An 18,979-nucleotide genomic window follows, 5' to 3' on the forward strand; every position below is an offset into this window, starting at 1 on the left:
CGTTCTGCGTGAATTTGGAGCGAAATCCGTCGAAGAAGGAAATATTTACAAGTATGTAATGCATGGCTTCTGCTTATTATGGCAGAGAGCACTGGAATCAGGGTGTGACAAATGAGTGATGACCGGTGAGCCCTGCTTTTCACTCGGCGGCGGACAGGGCGCCATAGCGCATGGGCGTTGCCCCGGCATCAAGATGGGCAAGGGCGCCGTGACGTTCGGTAAAGGCCTCTTGCTCGAGGCGCTCGCAATAATCGAGATAGCGTATCATGGCGCGCTCGGCACGTGGCGTTGCGCCATGCACCTTCTTGTAATGTCGCCAGAGAATAAGCGCATTGACCGACCAGGCGTCATAGACATGCTCGGCCAGACGACGGCGTATCGAAACGGGCAAGGCGTCGAAAGCAGCCCAAGGGTCACCTTCATAGCGGCGCCACAGCGCCTTGCGGCAGGTGCCGTCATTGGTGATGGAAGCAGGAGCATTTCGTGGGGCAGAGTGTAGCATATAGTTATGTTATAACATAACTATATCGACGTCTATCACTGACCGGAACAACAGGCTAGCCTGTCGCAAGACGGTGACGCCCGGAGGTGCAGGATGAGCGTAGCAGGACAGGACAGGTTATTCGATCAGGTGGGATCGGGCTTCATGCCGTTTCATGACGCTGAAGCCGCGCTCGACCGTATCGAGGCCCTTTACGAAGAAGGGGTGAAGCGTCTACGTGATGCCTTTGCGTCCCGTCAGCCCGCTGAATCGTTCTATCCCTATCTCGCGTTTCCGCTTCAGCGCGGGTCTATTCCTCATGACGTCAAGCCGCGCTTCGGCGTGCTGCTCGAACCGGGTTTCTACGGCACGACGCTTACCCGGCCGTCATTGTTTCGCAGCTACTGGCGCGCGCAAATCGAGAATCTAATCGAGTGCTATCGGCAGCCTGTGCATGTGGGTCTGTCCAGACGTCCCATGCCGCTGCCTTATGTGATGGAAGACGCTGTGACCGGTCTGACCGAGGCCGATCTGAAGCTGCTGCAGGACAATTACGCCCTGCCTGATCTGCACGCGACAGATGACACCATTGCCAATTGCGAGATCATCCCCGACCCGGCCGCGCCTCGAGCCCTCGCGCTCTTTACCGCCGAGCGCACGGATTATTCGCTCGCGAGACTGCATCATTATACCGGCACGGCGCCGCGTCATTTTCAGCGTTTCATTCTGCTGACCAATTATCAGCGCTATGTCGACGGGTTTCGCGATTTTGCGCGCACGCAGATCGATGCCGGAGGTGAATATCACGCCTTCGTCGAGCCGGGTGACGCGGTCTATACGCGCGATGGGCAGGAGGGGCAGCCTGTCGACTCATTGCCGCAGATGCCGGCATATCATCTGTGCCGCAAGGATGGTGATGGCATCACGCTGATCAATATCGGTGTCGGCCCGTCCAACGCAAAAACCATCACCGATCATCTGGCCGTTCTGCGGCCCCATTGCTGGCTGATGGTCGGCCATTGCGCCGGGCTGCGCCGCACACAGGTACTGGGTGATTATGTGCTGGCCCATGGCTATGTGCGTGACGATCATGTGCTTGATGACGATCTGCCGACCTGGGTTCCCGTGCCGCCCATCGCAGAAGTACAGGTGGCGCTGCAGGAAGCCATGCAACGCGTGACAGGTCTGGAAGACCGCGACATCAAGACCCGGCTACGCACCGGCACTGTGCTGACGACCGATAACCGCAACTGGGAGTTGCGCCTGCGGGCCCTCTTCACCCCAATCAACATGAGCCGTTCGATCGCCGTCGATATGGAATCTGCGACCATTGCGGCGAATGGTTTTCGTTTTCGCGTACCCTACGGCACATTGCTTTGCGTTTCCGACAAGCCGCTTCATGGTGAACTCAAGCTGCGCGGCATGGCCAATGCCTTTTATCGCGAGCGCGTCAGCCAGCATCTGATGGTCGGCATAGAAACCATGAGGCTTCTGCGCGAACGTGGTGTCGACAGCTTGCATTCGCGCAAGCTGCGGGGTTTCGACGAGCCCGCTTTCCGCTGATCCAGTACAGCCCCTTACCAGAAAGGGGCGCTTCCCTCCTGCCGCCCCGGCGAGCATTCGCGGCGCAGGAGGGTCTTTGCCCAATCAAGAAGACCCAATCAAGAAGACAAGGACATCGTTTCATGGCTCAAGCCGACAGCGCCTCACTGCCCCGCTGGGATCTCTCTGATCTCTATGCCGGGCTGACCGATCCGGCGATAGAGCGCGACCTTGCTGCATGCGATGAGGAAGCGCGTCTCTTTGCCGAGAGATGGAAGGGCAAGCTGGGCACGGCAACCGGAGCAGCTTTGGCCGAAGCAATTGCCGAATATGAACGTATCGACCAGCGCATGGGGCGTCTTGGGGCTTTTGCGCAGCTCAGCTTTGCTGCTCATACCAGCGACCCCGAGACCGGGCGTTTCTCGCAAGGCATGACCGAGCGCCTGACCGCCATCTCGTCGCATATGCTGTTCTTCACGCTCGAGCTGAACCGCATCGAGGAAGACGATCTGGCGCAGCGTCTGGCGACGCCCGAACTCGCACGCTGGGCACCGTTCCTGCGCGATCTGCGTGTCTGGCGCCCCTATCAGCTGTCAGACGAGGTCGAGCAGGTGCTGGTCGAGAAATCGGTCACAGGGCGTGCCTCCTGGAACCGTCTGTTCGACGAGACCATGGCGTCTCTTACCGTCACGCTCGATGGCGAGACGCGCCCATTGGGTATGGCGCTCAACCAGCTTTCCAGCCCCGATCGCGAGAAGCGCCGTCTCGCAGCGGAAGAAGTCAGTCGCGCGCTTGGGGCCAATCAGCGTCTTCTCGTGCTGATCACCAACACGCTGGCCAAGGACAAGGCGATCGAAGACGGGTTGCGTGGTTTCCCGCGTCCGTCTTCGAGCCGTAATCGCGCCAATATGGTCGAGGATGAGGTCGTCGAGGCTCTGGTCTCTGCTGTCGATGCCGATTATGCGCGTCTGGCCCATCGTTATTACAGCCTCAAGGCGGGCTGGCTCGGCCTCGACAAGCTGCAGCACTGGGACCGTAATGCGCCGCTCCCCGGTGATGAGGATCGCCTGATTCCGTGGGAAGAAGCCAAGTCGATCGTGCGCGACGCCTATATGCGCTTCGACCCGCGCCTTGGCGCGCTTGTCGGCCAGTTCATGGATAATGACTGGATCGATGTGGCGCCGGTGCCGGGCAAGTCATCGGGGGCGTTCGCTCACCCGGTAACGCCTGACACGCATCCTTATGTCCTGCTCAATTACCATGGCCGCAGCCGCGATGTGATGACGCTGGCGCATGAGCTGGGCCATGGCGCGCATCAGCTTCTGGCGGCGCGTCAGGGCTATCTTCAGTCGTCAACGCCTCTGACTCTCGCTGAAACCGCGTCTGTATTCGGTGAGATGCTGACATTCCAGGCGCTGCTCGATGCCGAGACCGACCCGGCACGACGCCGGCGCATGCTGGCAGGCAAGGTGGAGGACATGCTGAACACGGTAGTGCGCCAGATTGCGTTCTATCAGTTCGAGGTCAGGCTGCATGACGAGCGCCGCAAGGGCGAGCTGTCACCCGAGCGACTGGGTGAGATCTGGCGCGAGGTGCAGACACGAAGCCTTGGCCCGGCATTCGAGTTCACCCCCGATTACGACACCTACTGGTCCTATGTGCCGCATTTCGTGCATTCGCCCTTTTACGTCTATGCCTATGCGTTCGGCGACTGTTTGGTGAATGCGCTTTATGGCGTTTATCAAGGCGAGACACAGGGGCAGGGGGGAACAGCTGCGTTTCAGGATCGTTATGTCGCGATGCTGGAAGCAGGCGGGACCAGGCGTCATGCCGAGCTTCTGGCGCCTTTCGGGCTGGATGCCACCGATCCGGGCTTCTGGCGCAAGGGGCTGGATGTGATTTCAGGCTTCATCGATGAGCTCGAAGCTCAGGACAAACAGGACAAGAGCGCATAAGCGATGAGTAACTCCAAAGATCTGGACCAGACTGGCCTGTTCGGTGAATTCAAGCGCATGGCGCGGGCCTCGAGCACGGTTGGCGGCATCGCAACACGCGTGATCGGCAACAAGCTCGGGTTCAAATCCAATCAGGCGATCCATGCCAATGATCTCCGTGCGGCACTGGGCGGGTTGAAAGGCCCGCTCATGAAGGGCGCGCAGATTCTCTCGACCATCCCCGGTGCCCTGCCGGAGGAATACGCCAACCAGCTTGCCGAATTGCAGGCCAATGCACCGCCCATGGCCTGGAGCTTTGTGCGTCGTCGCATGATGACCGAGCTTGGCGCGAACTGGGAGCGGCAGTTCCGCTCCTTTTCCCATCAGGCTGTCGCGGCAGCGAGCCTCGGGCAGGTGCATCGTGCTGTCACCGCAGAGGGGCAGGAAGTGGCCTGCAAGCTGCAATATCCCGATATGAACGCGGCTGTGGAATCCGATCTGCGTCAGTTCCGCGTTGTCGTGGGGCTGGTCCAGCAATTTCTGCCCGCCATCAAGCAGGATGAAGTCGTACGCGAGCTTGAGGAACGCCTGCGCGAAGAACTGGATTACGAGCGCGAAGCCTCGCATATGCGGCTCTATCGCGACATGCTTCAGCATATTCCCGAGGTGACGGTGCCCCTGCCAGTCGAAGCACTTTCGACCAGGCGATTGCTGACCATGGAATGGGTGTCCGGACGTGGCATCCAGAAAATTCTCGATACCAATCCCAGCCAGGAAGAGCGAAACGCCATTGCGACGGCTCTTTTCAAGGCCTGGTATACCCCGGTCTATCGCTACGGCATCATCCATGGCGACCCGCATATGGGTAATTTCACCATCCGCCCGGACTGGGGCCTGAACCTGCTCGATTTCGGCGCCATTCGGATCTTCCCGCCCCATTTCATCAAGGGCATCATCGACCTCTTCAATGCCCTGCGGGATAATGACGAGGAAATGGCGTTTGCCGCCTATGAGGCCTGGGGCTTCAAGGGAATTTCACGCGATACGGCATCGGTTCTGAATGAATGGGCGCGATTCATCTACGGTCCGCTCATGGATGATCGGGAACGATTCATTCAGGAGAGTGACGACCCCAATTTCGGACGTGATATCGCCGAGAAAGTCTATGAAGGGCTCAAGCGTACGGGGGGTGTGAGACCCTCGCGGGAATTCGTGCTGGTGGATCGCTCGGCTATTGGCCTCGGCAGTGTCTTCCTGCGGCTGAAGGCCAAGCTCAACTGGCATCGTCTGTTTCAGGAACTGATTGCCGATTTCGATGAGGTCGCTTTGGCTGAACGTCAGAAGACCGCTCTGGCCGCTGCTCGCGTCCCGCCGCCACTTGAGGGCTTGTGACTCCCCATAGAGCAGTAGGGGTTTTTTCGCTGAGAGCGCGTTACGGTTGATCTCTGATCATGAAGTCAACCGGTGACGTTGGGGTACGTGATTATCATCGCAGCAAGGCTTGGCTCTCGGCCAGAAACGGTCGTCACATGCGACATGCGACATCTCCATAGACGGTGATCACTTATCATAAATGCGCAATCGCGTTCTGCACGGCAGGACCTTGGAGACCTGGTTGTCACCAGGCCGGGGCGTATTCAATCCTAAGACTCGGGGGTTTTTCAGTAGTTGGGCCTGATCAGGCTCGATAAAAAAACACCCAGATACGGTCAGCAACGCCGCGCTTTTCATTGGCGCTAAGCAGCAGGGCAAACCTTTTCGCAGAATTCATGACGTCGCGTGCCTTGCCTCTGAAAAGTACGACGCCTCTAGGTCTCGCACGAGGTAACGACGTCATAGATCGAATTCTGGTGAGCATAATGCCGAAATATATATTGCATCAATAAGAACTGAATCTATATAAATAAACACAAGAAATACGTATTTTATTAAGTCATGTATACTATTTTAGTTATTGATTTATGCACGGTGCTTTCTTGTTTTTGACTGCGGGATTCATCATTCTCTGGCGATGAAATCATGGTTTTTTTCGTCTGAGGCGACGTCATCCTGCGGTTTGAATTTTTTATCATCAAATCTTGATCATCATGACCTCGCATTTCCGTATTTGGTTTTAAGAAACAATACTATTATTGCCTGGTAATTGTTTCTCTTTTACAAATAAAGTTTTTTAAAAACCCAACCAAAAATAAAAAGGCTGCGGCTATGTCTGGTCTGGTCAAGAAAATCTGGGAAGACGGGCGTCTCCTTGCTGGAGCGATCATTCAGGGTGCTAACGAGCTGTTCAATATGACGGGGCTGAATAATTTTTTCAGCCGAGTGGCAGCAACAGCGCAATCCCTTATTGGTCATACGACGCCGACCGATCTTTCGGTCCTGCATGATAATACTGTTATCAAGGCGCCGGAAAATCAGGATCTAGGCAAGAGCCCGACAGCCTCGCAATTCCTCAATGCGGCCAACGCCGGTTACACGGTGACTGGCACACCTGAGGGCATGAAGCCTTTCCTTGTCGATGGTAAACAACTGGCTGTGACGGATCTGGGCAGCGCCATGTCAGCGAAGGTCTGGCTGACCGATCAGAAACAGGTCATCATTGCCTTTCAGGGTACGACGGGGGGCGATAATATTGTTCTGAACCCGCTGGTGGCGCTTACGGGTGTGGCATCCGACATTCAGGTTTGGAACCAGACAGTGTCGCAGGCCCAGAAAGATGCGCTCTCATTCACGCGATATGTCGTGGATATGGCGCAGAAATCAGGCATCGACACCAATAATATTTTCCTTACGGGTCATTCTCTGGGCGGCATCGAAGCGTCCTACGTGGGACAGCAGACTGGGTTAGGGGGAATGTCATTTGAGGCGACGGGCATTCCCGATGCAGCTGCTGCAGTCGGTACAGGAAAGAACTTCGTGAGCGTTGTGACCCATGGTGACCCTGTCGGGAATTATGCGTCAGACACAGAAAAAGGCTCCCCTTTTGTGACGGCGATGAAGCCGGGCGCCAACAACGCCTTCAATCATTACGGCAAAGTGGTCATGCTCGGCGCGCCGGAAGACAGCGTGAAACTCAAGGCGAAACTCGATGACTGGAATGCGAGCAGTTTCAAGAATATTGCGTCCCTGATCGACGTTGTGCCGGATTTCATCAAGTTCCATCTGCCGGGCACGCAGGCCGCCGACATGGGCATCAAGTTATCGCCGCACTCTATTCTCGCCGACGCTATCGTTACCGGCCACGGTCCCGTGCTGCCCATAGGGGATAGTAATCTGTCGCAAATCATCGGTCCCTCAGCCCATCAGAACAGCTTCTTTGATTGAGCGTGACTGAGCGAGATCGTTGCCCGGCAGTTCCGTATCGCGAGGTGCCGAACTGCCAGACGGGAAATACTGGAACCTCCTTCAATGCGTCTTTTGCGGAGCCGCAGGTGATCCCGGTTTTCCCCCTGATGTCTCTCTGGAAGGTGTAAGAAACGACCGGCCAGTCGCTCTGATGTCAGTCCATTAGGGTGATCTGCAACTCTGATCACCCTGCCGCAGACAGACAGGTGTATTTAGAGCTTCAGGTGACCAGTGCCGGACGTGCGGGCTGCGTCGGGTTTGGGCGCATGATGCCAGATCAATCTCTCTTCCGGACAGACATGAGCAATGGCTTCGCCGGGCGTAGTGTGATTTCCATCTTGCCAGGTGGTGTGACGCTGAGTTCTGGCGTCAGGGTGAGCGCCTTCAGCGTCATGGCAAGCACGGTGAGGGCTTCTGTTTCTGCAAAGCGGGCGCCGATGCAGATACGGGGACCAGCCCCGAAAGGCATATAGGCGTAGCGATCGTCGTGAGGGCGAGACTGACCGGCACTGGCGACGAAGCGTGACGGATCGAAAATTTCCGGAGCCTCCCACAGGGTCCGATGCCTGTGCAGGGCATAGATCGGCACGACAAGGCGCGTACCTTTTTCGAGCTTCACGCCTTCGAGCGCAAAGGCCTCCGTCACTTCACGTACGATGATGGGAGCCGGTGGTGTCAAACGCATCGACTCACGCAGCACGTTGCGGGTGAGAGAGAGGCTGTCGAGTTGTTCCAGTGTTGGCCCGTCATCCGTCAGGGTGGCGTCGATTTCGGCCTGCACCTCGCGCAGGATTTCGGGGTGCCTGCCCAGCCTGTCGAAGGTCCAGGCCAGCGCCAGAGCCGTTGTCTCGTGGCCAGCGGTGAGAAAGGTCAGGAGATTGTCTACGATCTCGCTGTCATGCATGACACGGCTCGTTTCCGGGTCCTTCGCTGCCAGTAGCCGGGCAAGAAGATCGTCCGGTGCTTTTTCGGCGGCATTGCCGAGCGCTACCCTGCGTGCAGCAATCTGAACCAGTGCCTCATCACGGAGCACCTGCGCTGCGGCGAGACCGCGTGCCTTGCCAGGGTGAGGAAGCCATTCCGGCGTTCCGAGCAGATCGCCCAGAATGCTCCAGCGCGTCTGATGCAGAAAGACGCCAAGGTTGCAGGCCATGGCATCGGCATCGACCGCATCCGGCGCCGAGAGCATGGTCTCGACGATGATGCGCCCGGTGAGACGCATCATGACGTCATCGATCGCCACGATGCCCCCCTCTGCCGAAAGCGTTTCCACGCAGCGACGTGTCGCGCTGGTCATGGCAGGCAGAAAGGCCCCGACGCCGCTTGCACGAAAGACGGGGGCCAGCGCCTGTCTCTGCCAGCGCCAATGCGCCCCTTCGGCAGTCAGCAGGCCCTCACCAAGACCGGGGCCGATGGCACGGCGCAGGCCTTCGCCCTTGTCGAGACGATCGCTGTTTGTCACCAGCGCTTCGCGCACCAGATCAGGCGCGCAGACATAGACGATATGCTGACGCGCAAGGTGGCGCTCTACAATACGCTCGTGAAACACGGCCCTGGGCAACGCATCGACCGGGTTGCGTATCGTGGCGCGCATCATCTGGAACTGGGCGGGAAGGGTGGCGACTTTGTTCAGAAGGGCTGACATCGCGGGATAACTCCGATATCTAAGGCTTACACCTTAGACGATATAAGGTGAACACCTTATAATGCGACCGGAAAAATGGCCCAACCTGACTCGACTCGATCACGAATTCTTGAGCAAGCGCGGCTGTTTGCAAATGAGGTGGGGTTCGATCGCCTGACCACGCGTGAGCTGGCGGCACGATGCGCGATCAACGAGGGCAATCTCTATTATTATTTCAAGACCAAGGCACAGCTGATCGAAGCGATGTTCGTGCAGTTCAATTCAGAGGCGCGCGCGCTCTTTGACGCGCTGCCGCAGACAGGAAGAGGCGTTTCCCGTGCCGAGTTGTTGCGGAGCGTGATGGAGGCGGTTGCCCTCCTGCGCGACTGGTGCGCCCTGAGCTGGCACCATCGTGCGCTGCTGCGTGACGGCAACGCCCTTTTTCGTCTCGCCCCGGCTCTTCAACCCGATGCCATGGCCCTGAGTGACGTTCTTGGCGGCCATGTTACGGTTTTGATCGAGCATATGAAGCGCATGAGAGCCCTCTCGATAAGTGACGAGGCGATACCGGGGCTTGTTGCGAATATCATGATCGTATCGACCCATTGGCTTGGCTACGTCATCTATCAGACGGGTGTGAGCGACCCTGATGACAGTTATCTCGAATGGGGATTCGGGCAGATTTTATCGCTCGTTGCCCCATACCGCACCTGGCTGACGCGTCTGGCCATGCGGCTCTATCCGCAGGCTTTCAGATTGCGCGCCTGATGGCATCTGGCGTCCGCCGGGGCAGAAAAGCCGAATATTGCTGAGGGCTGGTCTCGCACTTGGCACCGAATGACGATCATTTGTTGGTGGGAAATCTCCAGCAGCGTGGCCATCGTCATGCTAGTGTGAGCGCTTCCGGGTCAGGCGCGGGCTTGTGGCCATTCAGGAAGCGTCGGCCTGGTATCGCGAGCAAGACCAGTATCGCCGGGAGAACGCGCATCATGCTGCAGAAAAATAACGATCCCTGGTTCAGGCCCAAGCGCTATGGCTACGGCGCCGGGCTGCCGATCAGCTGGCAGGGATGGGTCTCGTTCCTGTCGATTATCGTCATCATCCTAGCGCCTGGCTTTCTCGTGCCCCTGCTTCCGCCAGCTTACAGAGCTGCGGCGTCGGTCGGTTCCCTGCTTGTTGATCTATGCGCCATAGGCTTTTTCGTGGTCCTGTGCCGCGCGCATACGAAAGGCGGGTTCAAATGGCGCTGGGGCGATCGGGATTAGGTCCCGACCGCCATACCGGGTCAGGGCGTCTTTGTGAAAGCCGTTATTCTGCGCTCGGCCTGGGCATCATCCGCGTTGATCATGTCCTGCAGGCGGCCATTTGCGTCGATCAGGGCGATAGCAGGAATCTGCCGCACGCCGAAGCGTGCGAAGACCGAGGCATTCCTGTCGAGAACGAGATTGATATCGGGGCCAAGCTGCTTCTGGAAGAGGGCAAGATCGCTTTCTTCAATCCAGAGGCGGCTGGCGACGGCGGTCCAGCGCAGAGTGTGGGCCGCAACGTCGCCCTGGGCGATGGCGCGAAACGCTGCACAATGCCGAGCCGTGCGCGGTTCGAGTTCCTTGAGGTAGGATTCACACCATGGAGCCGTGAAAAGAACGGCCTGTTTCCGATGTGCCGGTGCCGGAAACAGAGGGCCTGACTCTTTTGATTGAACGAAAGACGTGACGTTCTCGCCGATCCTGAAGACGGCTTGCTGGCCCACATCCGAGGGGGCGATACGCCCCGTCGATGGCGCTGGTCTCGTGAGATGGTCGAGCGCCGCCTGCAGGGCCGGGCCGTCCTGATGTCCCGCATAGGCCACACGACCCGTGCTATCGATCAGCACGTGCAGAGGCGTGGCTTTGATCTGTAACCAGTTGCTCAATCTTCCATCGTCAATCACGACCGGCATGGTCACTCCGGCGCGTGCGACAAAAGCGGCGACTTTTTCCGGTTTTTCGCCGAAGCCGATATCGACCGCCACAAAGGCGATGCGATCGGCATATTTCCGGTAAAGCGCCTCGTATTCGGGCATCTGGGCGCGGCAGGGAATGCAATAGGTCGCCCAAAGCTTCAGATAGACCGGCTTGTGACCCTAGAGCGCCCCAAGATCAACCGGGTGATTATCGAGCGTGGTGTATCGCAAGTCGGGCGCAACACGGCCGATCAACGTGGAAAGAGCAGGATCTTCCGCGATGAAGGCGGGGCTGTCAGGGGTTGGCTGAGACGGATGCACTTCAGCGGCGAGAGCCGGTGAGATGCTGAAAACTGCGGAACCGGTGGCGATGAGCCTGCACATAGAACGGTACGAGAAAACCTCATCGTATCAATTTTGGAGAATACCGGCCGGTGCGCCAGAGGGCAGCGCAGTCGGCCGATAGAAGGCGGGGGTCAGACGTGCAGACCGGGGGCTTCCTGACCGGTTGCAGCCACATATTCGTGGTAGCCACCCTCATAGCGATGCAAGCCTTCTGGTGTGACTTCCAACACGCGGTTCGAGAGTGCCCCGAGGAAATGACGGTCATGCGAGACGAAAAGCATCGTGCCCTCATAATCGCCGAGAGCACGAATGAGCATCTCCTTCGTGTCGATATCCAGATGGTTGGTCGGCTCGTCGAGCACCAGAAAATTCGGCGGGTTGTAGAGCATCAGCGCCATGACCAGACGGGCCTTTTCGCCGCCTGAAAGCACGCTGACATATTTATCGACATCATCGCCTGAAAAGCCGAACCCACCGGCCAAGGCACGTAGCGAGCCCTGAGGCGCAAGCGGAAATTCATGCTCCAGAGTCTCGAAGATTGTGCGGCTGCCATCGAGCAGATCCATGGCGTGCTGAGCGAAGTAACCCATCTTCACACTCGCGCCGATAGTGACGCTGCCCTTATCGGGCTCGCTCACCCCGGCGATCAGTTTGAGCAGGGTGGATTTGCCCGCGCCATTGACGCCCAGAATGCAGCAGCGCTCCTGTCGGCGGATCTGCAGATCGAGCCCGTTATAAATGGTGCGCGACCCATAGGCCTTGCTGACCTGCTTGAGCAGCGCCACGGAATCTCCCGAACGTGGTGCCGGGGCAAAATCGAATGACAGGGTCTGGCGGCGGCGCGGCGGCTCGACGCGGTCGATCTTGTCGAGCTTCTTGACGCGGCTCTGCACCTGCGCCGCATGCGAGGCGCGTGCCTTGAAGCGTTCGATAAAGGCGATTTCCTTGGCAAGCATCGCCTGCTGGCGGTCGAACTGGGCCTGCTGTTGCTTTTCGTTCAGCGCGCGCTGCTGCTCGTAGAATTCATAATCGCCCGAGAAGCTCGTCAGCGTGCCGCCGTCGATTTCCAGGATCTTGTTGACCACACGATTCATGAAGGCGCGATCATGCGAGGTCATGAGCAGGGCGCCATCATAGTTCTTGAGGAACTGCTCCAGCCAGATCAGGCTCTCGAGGTCGAGATGGTTGCTCGGTTCATCGAGCAGCATCACATCCGGCTGCATGAGCAGGATACGAGCCAGCGCCACGCGCATTTTCCACCCGCCCGAGAGCAGCCCGACATCGCCCGACATCATTTCCTGCGAAAAGCCCAGCCCGTGCAGCACTTCGCGTGCCTTGCTGTCGAGCCCATAGCCGCCAAGCTCTTCGAAGCGCGCCTGAACATCACCAAAACGCCCAAGAATGGCCTCCATCTGGTCCATTTTCTCCGGGTCGCAGAGATCGGCTTCCAGCTGCGCGAGTTCGCCTGCAATCTCGGCGACTTCACCCGCTCCGTTCATGACTTCCGCGACGACGGAACGTCCGTCCATCTCGCCTACATCCTGGCTGAAGAAGCCGATTGTGATGCCGCGATCCTGGAAGACCTGTCCCTCATCCGGGGTTTCCTGCCTGGTGATCAGCCGGAACAGCGTCGTCTTGCCCGCGCCATTGGGGCCGACGAGACCGATCTTTTCGCCTTTCTGGATGGCCGCGCTCGTCTCGATGAAAATGACGCGCTGGCCGTTCTGCTTGCTGATCGAATCAAGACGGATCATGGAACCTCTGGAACATCGGGAGAAGGGGCGTTGATACGGGGTCGCTTCGTGATGTGCAATGTCGTGTTACCGAGTTCACGGCTCTGGAATTTGACGCGTCATACAGATCGCGCTTCCCTCTTTCCTGCGGCGGAACCCCGCTGTTGTTTATCCCCGGGGCAGAGTTGATGAAAAAAGAAAATAGACTGCCGGAGCGGCTCTACACGTTGGTGATGTGGGGTGTCTCGGCAGTCTTTGCGGTCTTTCTGGTAGGGCTCGGCGGGCTCGTCATCGACGATCTGCCACGTGATCGGGAAGTCGTCGCCTTCGAACCGCATTATCCCGCCGAGCTGCAACAGCAAGGCGCTGCGCTCGAGCAGGCGCAGCGGGCGATAGAGTCGGAACGCGATCTTGACGGGATCAGACTGGATGCGGCGCGCAGTGCGGCTCGCAACGCCAAAGAGAGTTTGGAGGCCTGGGTCGATACGCGCAAGGCAACCACAGACCCGCGTCAGGATACGGAATTGCTGACGCGCACCCGGGCACTCGAGAACCTGCAGAATGCCGCTCATGAAGCCGAGCATCGCCTGGAGCAACTCGATCAGAAAGAGCTTGAGAACGAGCAGGCGCGCAACGCGCTGTTCGATCGGCGTGAGGCGGTAAAGGACGCCTACAGACCGATCCATGGCCGTCTTGTTTTCAGGGCGCAACTCCATGTTTTCCTGCTGCGTCTCGCTTTTACCCTGCCGCTTTTGCTGATTTCGATCTGGCTCGTCATGCGTCAGCGTCAGAGCCCGTATTGGCCGCTTTATCGTGGCTTCGTTCTGGCGTCGCTTTACGCATTCTTTGTCGAGCTTGTGCCCTATCTGCCGAGCTATGGCGGTTATGTCCGCTACGGGGTCGGGGCACTTCTGACCGTGCTCGTCTGTGTCGTGCTCATAAGGAACATGCAGTCCTATCTGGCCCGACGCCGCGCAGCTGAGGCAGATTCAGAGAAAGAGCGGCGCCAGCGCGTCGATCGGGCGCAGGCCTATGCCAAGCTCGACCGCAAGACCTGCCCCGATTGCGATCGACCTCTGGTTCTTGTCGAAGGGCAGGACACCAATTTCTGCGTTCACTGCGGCCTGACGCTCTACGAGCATTGCGGTGTCTGTCAGACGAGAAACATCGCCTTCAACCGTTTCTGCATGAGCTGCGGCAGTGAGGATATCGGTCATGCGGAAGACAGGTCTTCCGCCCCATCAGCAGCTCCGGTGCTCTAGGAGGAAAAAACATGGAAGACCTCATCCACATAACCCGGATCACAACCGAAGCCTGCCTGCCGCTGCGTCGCTCTGTTCTGTGGCCCAGCCTGACCGAAGACGAATGCCGCGTTCCGCAGGACCCCGAGGCGACGCATCTCGGTGCGTTCAGCGGCGAGCAGCTGATCGGCTGTCTCTCACTCTGCCCGATCGGCCCCGATCTGATCCAGCTGCGCAAATTTGCGGTGGCGGCAGCGTATCAGGGGCAAGGGATCGGCACGCAGCTGATGGACCAGGCAATCAGGACCTGCAGGGAACTCGGCGCCAACCGTCTCGAACTCGACGCTCGCAGCAGCGCGCTCGGTTTTTACAGAAAATTCGGCATGAGCCCGATGGGTGCTGTTTTCTTCAAGGGGCCTATCGAGCATCAGCGCATGGCTCTCGACCTTTAAAGCGGCTCCTCCGCTCCACGGGGAAAATAAGTGAGGGCCCCCAAAGATTTGTGCGGAAAATGAGATAGAGCTTTTCGTATCTGGTGGGTTCTAATCCAATATCGCAATCAATTCTGGTCGTTGCCTGCCACAGAGTGAAGACAATGCGCGGGCGGACAGAGAAGAATATGGCGCGGTGGTCTTGCCCGGGCTTCGCCGCCGAGCAATGTATGAGGTGCTGAACGCGAGAGTTGTTGATTGGTACGAGAGGAACTGGGATGAGCCGTTACTGCGTCACGGTAACCTGTGAGGCACGGCGTGGGGTCGTTGCCGTGATTTCCGGCTATCTCGCCGGTAAGGGCTGCAACATCAGCGATAGCGCCCAGTTTGACGATAGCGAGACCAATCGGTTCTTCATGCGCACGAGCTTCGTTGCCGAAACCGGGGCATCGCTCGAAGAACTCCGACGTGATTTTGCGCCGCTGGCGGCAGAATACGGCATGGAAGCGACTTTCTACGATGAGGCAGAACGACTCAATGTCGTCGTCATGGTCTCACGCTTCGGGCACTGCCTGAATGATCTTCTCTATCGGGTCCGTCTCGGTGCGTTGCCGATCAATATCGTTGCCGTCATTTCGAACCATCTGGATTTCCAGAAACTCGTCGTCAACCACGATATCCCGTTTCACTACATACGTGTGACCAAAGAGAACAAGGCAGAGGCAGAAGCGCAGCAACTTCGCATCATTCGAGAGACAGGTGCCGATCTCGTCGTGCTTGCCCGCTACATGCAGGTTCTTTCCGATGATCTGTGCCAGCAGCTTTCGGGTCGCACGATCAATATCCATCACTCCTTTCTTCCAAGCTTCAAGGGAGCACATCCCTATCATCAGGCGCATGCGAGGGGCGTGAAGCTCATTGGGGCGACCGCTCATTATGTTACGGCCGATCTGGATGAAGGGCCGATCATCGAGCAGGATATCATCCGGGTGTCGCATAATCAGTCACCGGAAGACTATGTGGCACTGGGGCGCGATGTCGAAAGCCAGGTCCTTGCGCGAGCCATTCATGCCCACGCGCATCGGCGTGTCTTCCTGAGCGGCAGGAAAACGATTGTCTTTCCGGCCAGCCCCGGCTCCTACGCTTCCTCCTTGCGAGGCTGATCAGGCATCAGGCATTCGCGAGAGGCAGTATTGACCAGAGGTCAGCACTGCCTCACCGCCGAGAGTTCTGCCGGAAGCGGGTAGATCCGTTACTTAAAACACAGCCCCATTCAGGCGGCTTGCTGATCCGAGACTGGTGCAGCGGGTTCGCGATCTGTGATGTGTCTAGCACCTGGGAAAGGGCTCGGCATCAATTCCCTGCGCATCAGTTCAATGACCCAGGCCCAGAGCATGTGACCGATTGTTTCGGAAAACATCTCGGCGCGCGGGAGGTTCCATAACGCTGGTGCCCAGTGTCCGGCGGGCAGCACCATGCCGTGGAAGACGAGTGTCACGACCAGGCCAAATACCACGCCCTGTCCCATGGCGATGCGCGGAAAACGGATCCAGAGCACGCAATAGAGAAGGGCAAAGAAAATCGAGAACAGATGGTGCACCACCAGGACGCCGCCGGGCACGATATGCCCGGAATAGACATAAATGAGATGGTCGACATTTACGCCGAGATCGCGAAGCATTTCGGCGGGCGGGCTGGCGCGATCCGGCGTGCGGGGTGGCAGGGGGACTTCCGTGCCCCATTTCACGAAGCTGGAGAGATTTCCCCCGACAAATCCCGCCCATAGGGCGGGAAGCAGCAAGGCCTTGCCTGTCGTGCGGTTGGTGAGCGTCATTTTTTCTGAGTCGGGCAGGGTGGAAGAGACAGGCGATAGATCGTGGTTGCGCCGCGCAGGGGGCGACTGTTCTTGAAGGCGATCTCGTCGAGACGAGAGTCGGAGATGTAGAGCCAGTTATTGGCGATCGCGAAGCCGTCTGCCCAGTCGAGCACGTCAGGATTGTCGTAAACCTTCTGTGTCTGGGGTGTCTTTGCCCCTTCAGGGAAAGTCAGGGCATAGAGCCCGTGATTCTCGATATCGCCAACCCAGAGCCGGTTGCAGGCATCCATCTCTATCCCGCCGCTCATGACCGACTGGCCGAGATATTGGGCTTTCTTGTCCAACTCGGCGTCGCTCAGATGGGCGTTGCGCAGATCGGGCGTCGCAATGCGCCAGTAATGATGGTCGGTCAGCGGGCGGTAGTAAAGCCAGGCGCGGTCAGGTGAGAGGGCAATGCCATCATCCTGTGTGACAGGCAGGCTACCGTCTTTCTTGCGGGCGAGTTCACCATAGATATGTAGATGCTGTTCCGGGTCTGCGATACCAGAGCGTGTGTTGGCAAGCACCAGACGATAGGCGCCCGTATCGAGATCCATCACCACCAGCCCGCCGCGGCCCCATTCATTGGTGATATAGGCGGTGCGTGTGCGTGTATCCACGCGCACGTCGTTCAGTGAGTCGGCGGGGGTGATATCCGACCCGAAATGGTAGATCTGGATCAGTCTTCCTGTCTCGGCGTCAAATTCAGCAAGCTTTGGTGGCAGCACTTTCTGATCGACTGAGGGAAGAGACGAGTCCAGCACCCAGAGATGATTCTGATCATCGACCCACAGAGCAGGAACCGATACCCAGAGCTCGCGATCGGTCGGGTTATTTTCGAAGTGGTTCCAGTTTTTGTCGGGGAAGGGGATCAGCGCGCCGGTTTTCGGGTCGATGCGCACCACGCTGGCGCTATACCGCTTCATGGTCGCTGGCGCCGATGCATAGACGATGCCCGAGCGGGAGACGCCGACGCCGATCATGTTGAAATCCGCTGGAAAGCGTTTGACGATTTCAAGCGTCGGCTGGGTCGCAGCATTGTCAGAATCTGGCTGGGGCAGACCGGCCGCAAAAGACGGGGTTGCGAAGCTCGCAGAGGCGAGAAGGGCAGCAAGCAGTTTTTTCATGACAATCCGGCCCCTTGCGTGGCGACATCGAGAGTGAAGATCGTATTTTCGGCGCACATGAACAGGCGATCGCGCTGAGTGCCCCCAAAAGTCAGGTTGGATACGCTGCGTGGCAGGCGAAGCCGCCCGATCATCTTGCCTGCAGGATTATAGACGAACACGCCGCAGAGCCCGAGCGGACCATTGGCCGCCACCCAGAGATTGCCGAGCCTGTCTGCCTTGATTCCATCAGGCATGAGTTTGTGGCCGCCAAGGCTCATGTCGGCAAAGACCCGCTGGTTCGTCAGCGCGCCATTACGCACGTCAAACGCATAGATATTGCGATAGCCGCCCCCTTTGGGGCTGGCCGCACCTTTCTCGCTTGAGACAATATAAAGTGTTTTCTCGTCGGGCGAAAAACACAGCCCGTTCGGACCGGCAAGATCGGCCCCTGTCAGAACGCTGGTGAGCTTGAGTGTCTGCGGGTCGAGATGGAAGACATGCGTCTCCTGATGATGCAGTCCCCCAATCTGCTCGGTGGCCTCAAGATCGAGATTCCATGTCAGATTCCCTTTGCCAGGATCGCCGTTGACCGGTGCATCGGGGTGCCCCTCCCAAAGACGGTCACCATAAGGCGGATCGGTAAACCAGATCCCGCCCTGTGCATCGACCACGATATCGTTTGGCGAGTTGAGACGCTTGCCCTCAAAGCTCTCGGCAAGGACCGTGCACCGCCCGTCATGCTCCCAGCGGATCACGCGCCTCATGCCGTGCTCGCAGGTAATGAGGCGCCCGTCATGGTCGAATGTATTGCCGTTGGAGTGATAGCTTTCCTTGCGGAACACCGTCATCGACCGTTCTTCCGGCAGATAGCGATATTGCGTGCTCCCCATGACGTCGCTGACGATCAGGAAACGCCCGTCGCTCGACCATGCAGGGCCTTCGAACCACAGCGTTCTGCCTTTCCAGGCCTGAACCAGCGGGGCGTTATCGAGAATGACGGCCGAGAAGGACGGATCGTAGAAAATGATATCAGGGTCGGGCGTGAACGAGACCGGCGCGTCAGGCCCCCAGATTCTTGGCGGGGTGCTGATGACGCTTGGCGGGGCAATGGCCTCATCCTGACCGGCGGCTCGGGCTTTGCCTGCGAAAAGCGCCCCACCCAGGGCCGCGGCTCCAAGGCCAAGGGCGGATCGGCGCGATAGCGGACCGGAGGGGAGGAGAGTGTTTTCTGGAAGGCTCATGGTCTGGCTCGTCTTTGAAACGGGGCGCCCGCTATAGAAAAACGGCGCGTGGCGAGAGAGAAAACGATTCAGTCTGGGATCTCGTCAGGGCGAGTCGCATTAAAAATAAGTAATCGCGCCTGGAGCATGAGCAAAAGAGCGAAGAAAGAATTCCCCGAT

At 58.3% G+C, this 18,979-nt stretch carries 15 protein-coding genes and 1 pseudogene; 9 read left to right on the forward strand and 7 right to left on the reverse strand.

The genetic code is table 11. The annotated features are described in order from the left end of the window. Positions 1-139: 139 nt before the first annotated feature. On the reverse strand, positions 140-502 hold the full coding sequence (locus tag IEV53_RS02345; RefSeq protein ID WP_229719486.1) for a DUF6525 family protein: 363 nt from the start codon (positions 500-502) through the stop codon (positions 140-142). A 93-nt stretch (positions 503-595) separates the two neighbouring features. Between IEV53_RS02345 and IEV53_RS02350 the strand changes: the two genes are divergently transcribed. The 4 genes from IEV53_RS02350 (at position 596) to IEV53_RS02365 (ending at position 7,278) form a co-directional block, all read left to right on the forward strand. Then, positions 596-2,044 (forward strand): AMP nucleosidase, encoded by a 1,449-nt coding sequence (locus tag IEV53_RS02350; RefSeq protein WP_188425154.1) that lies wholly within the window; start codon positions 596-598, stop codon positions 2,042-2,044. Positions 2,045-2,166: 122 nt separating this feature from the next. Next, positions 2,167-3,978, forward strand: coding sequence for a M3 family oligoendopeptidase (locus IEV53_RS02355; protein ID WP_188425155.1), 1,812 nt, complete (start codon positions 2,167-2,169; stop codon positions 3,976-3,978). A 3-nt stretch (positions 3,979-3,981) separates the two neighbouring features. Continuing rightward, positions 3,982-5,349 carry an ABC1 kinase family protein gene (locus IEV53_RS02360; protein WP_188425156.1) on the forward strand — a complete coding sequence of 456 codons (1,368 nt, stop codon included), beginning with the start codon at positions 3,982-3,984 and terminating at the stop codon, positions 5,347-5,349. 813 nt (positions 5,350-6,162) lie between these two features. Further along, positions 6,163-7,278 (forward strand): lipase, encoded by a 1,116-nt coding sequence (locus tag IEV53_RS02365; RefSeq protein ID WP_188425157.1) that lies wholly within the window; start codon positions 6,163-6,165, stop codon positions 7,276-7,278. A gap of 298 nt (positions 7,279-7,576) precedes the next feature. On the opposite strand, the gene IEV53_RS02370 is transcribed toward IEV53_RS02365, so the two are convergent. Further along, complete coding sequence (locus IEV53_RS02370; protein WP_188425158.1) at positions 7,577-8,944, reverse strand: cytochrome P450; 1,368 nt, start codon at positions 8,942-8,944, stop codon at positions 7,577-7,579. Between the two features lie 75 nt (positions 8,945-9,019). Here IEV53_RS02370 and IEV53_RS02375 point away from each other — a divergent pair, with 75 nt between their 5' ends. Both IEV53_RS02375 and IEV53_RS02380 read left to right on the forward strand, forming a co-directional pair. Further along, positions 9,020-9,691: a TetR/AcrR family transcriptional regulator gene (locus tag IEV53_RS02375; protein ID WP_188425159.1), complete on the forward strand. Its 672-nt coding sequence runs from the start codon at positions 9,020-9,022 to the stop codon at positions 9,689-9,691. A gap of 221 nt (positions 9,692-9,912) precedes the next feature. Then, complete coding sequence (locus IEV53_RS02380; RefSeq protein WP_188425160.1) at positions 9,913-10,188, forward strand: hypothetical protein; 276 nt, start codon at positions 9,913-9,915, stop codon at positions 10,186-10,188. A gap of 20 nt (positions 10,189-10,208) precedes the next feature. Here the strand turns inward: IEV53_RS02380 and IEV53_RS02385 are convergent. Together IEV53_RS02385 and IEV53_RS02390 are read right to left on the reverse strand one after the other, a co-directional pair. Continuing rightward, a pseudogene (locus tag IEV53_RS02385) lies at positions 10,209-11,030 on the reverse strand (TlpA family protein disulfide reductase); the annotation flags it as partial. A 311-nt stretch (positions 11,031-11,341) separates the two neighbouring features. Beyond that, on the reverse strand, positions 11,342-12,964 hold the full coding sequence (locus IEV53_RS02390) for an ABC-F family ATP-binding cassette domain-containing protein (RefSeq protein WP_188425161.1): 1,623 nt from the start codon (positions 12,962-12,964) through the stop codon (positions 11,342-11,344). A gap of 167 nt (positions 12,965-13,131) precedes the next feature. Here IEV53_RS02390 and IEV53_RS02395 point away from each other — a divergent pair, with 167 nt between their 5' ends. From IEV53_RS02395 to purU, 3 genes are all read left to right on the forward strand, one after another. Next, a complete protein-coding gene (locus tag IEV53_RS02395) occupies positions 13,132-14,205 on the forward strand; it encodes a zinc ribbon domain-containing protein (protein WP_188425162.1) in 1,074 nt (357 codons plus the stop codon). 11 nt (positions 14,206-14,216) lie between these two features. Next, complete coding sequence (locus IEV53_RS02400; RefSeq protein ID WP_188425163.1) at positions 14,217-14,636, forward strand: GNAT family N-acetyltransferase; 420 nt, start codon at positions 14,217-14,219, stop codon at positions 14,634-14,636. 257 nt (positions 14,637-14,893) lie between these two features. Continuing rightward, positions 14,894-15,778 carry a formyltetrahydrofolate deformylase gene (purU, locus tag IEV53_RS02405; RefSeq protein ID WP_188425164.1) on the forward strand — a complete coding sequence of 295 codons (885 nt, stop codon included), beginning with the start codon at positions 14,894-14,896 and terminating at the stop codon, positions 15,776-15,778. Between the two features lie 110 nt (positions 15,779-15,888). Here purU and IEV53_RS02410 read toward each other — a convergent pair whose 3' ends face one another. Genes IEV53_RS02410 through IEV53_RS02420 form a run of 3 tightly spaced genes read right to left on the reverse strand, consistent with a single transcriptional unit; the run spans position 15,889 to position 18,820 of the window. Next, complete coding sequence (locus IEV53_RS02410; protein WP_188425165.1) at positions 15,889-16,449, reverse strand: YagU family protein; 561 nt, start codon at positions 16,447-16,449, stop codon at positions 15,889-15,891. Further along, the gene (locus IEV53_RS02415) at positions 16,446-17,597 is read right to left on the reverse strand and encodes an L-dopachrome tautomerase-related protein (RefSeq protein WP_188425166.1); all 1,152 of its coding nucleotides are present in this window, start codon (positions 17,595-17,597) and stop codon (positions 16,446-16,448) included. The genes IEV53_RS02410 and IEV53_RS02415 overlap by 4 nt, the downstream gene beginning before the upstream one ends. Further along, positions 17,594-18,820 (reverse strand): SMP-30/gluconolactonase/LRE family protein, encoded by a 1,227-nt coding sequence (locus IEV53_RS02420; RefSeq protein WP_188425167.1) that lies wholly within the window; start codon positions 18,818-18,820, stop codon positions 17,594-17,596. The genes IEV53_RS02415 and IEV53_RS02420 overlap by 4 nt, the downstream gene beginning before the upstream one ends. Between the last annotated feature and the right edge of the window lie 159 nt (positions 18,821-18,979).

The organism is Asaia siamensis, assembly GCF_014635085.1.
GTDB lineage: Bacteria > Pseudomonadota > Alphaproteobacteria > Acetobacterales > Acetobacteraceae > Asaia > Asaia siamensis.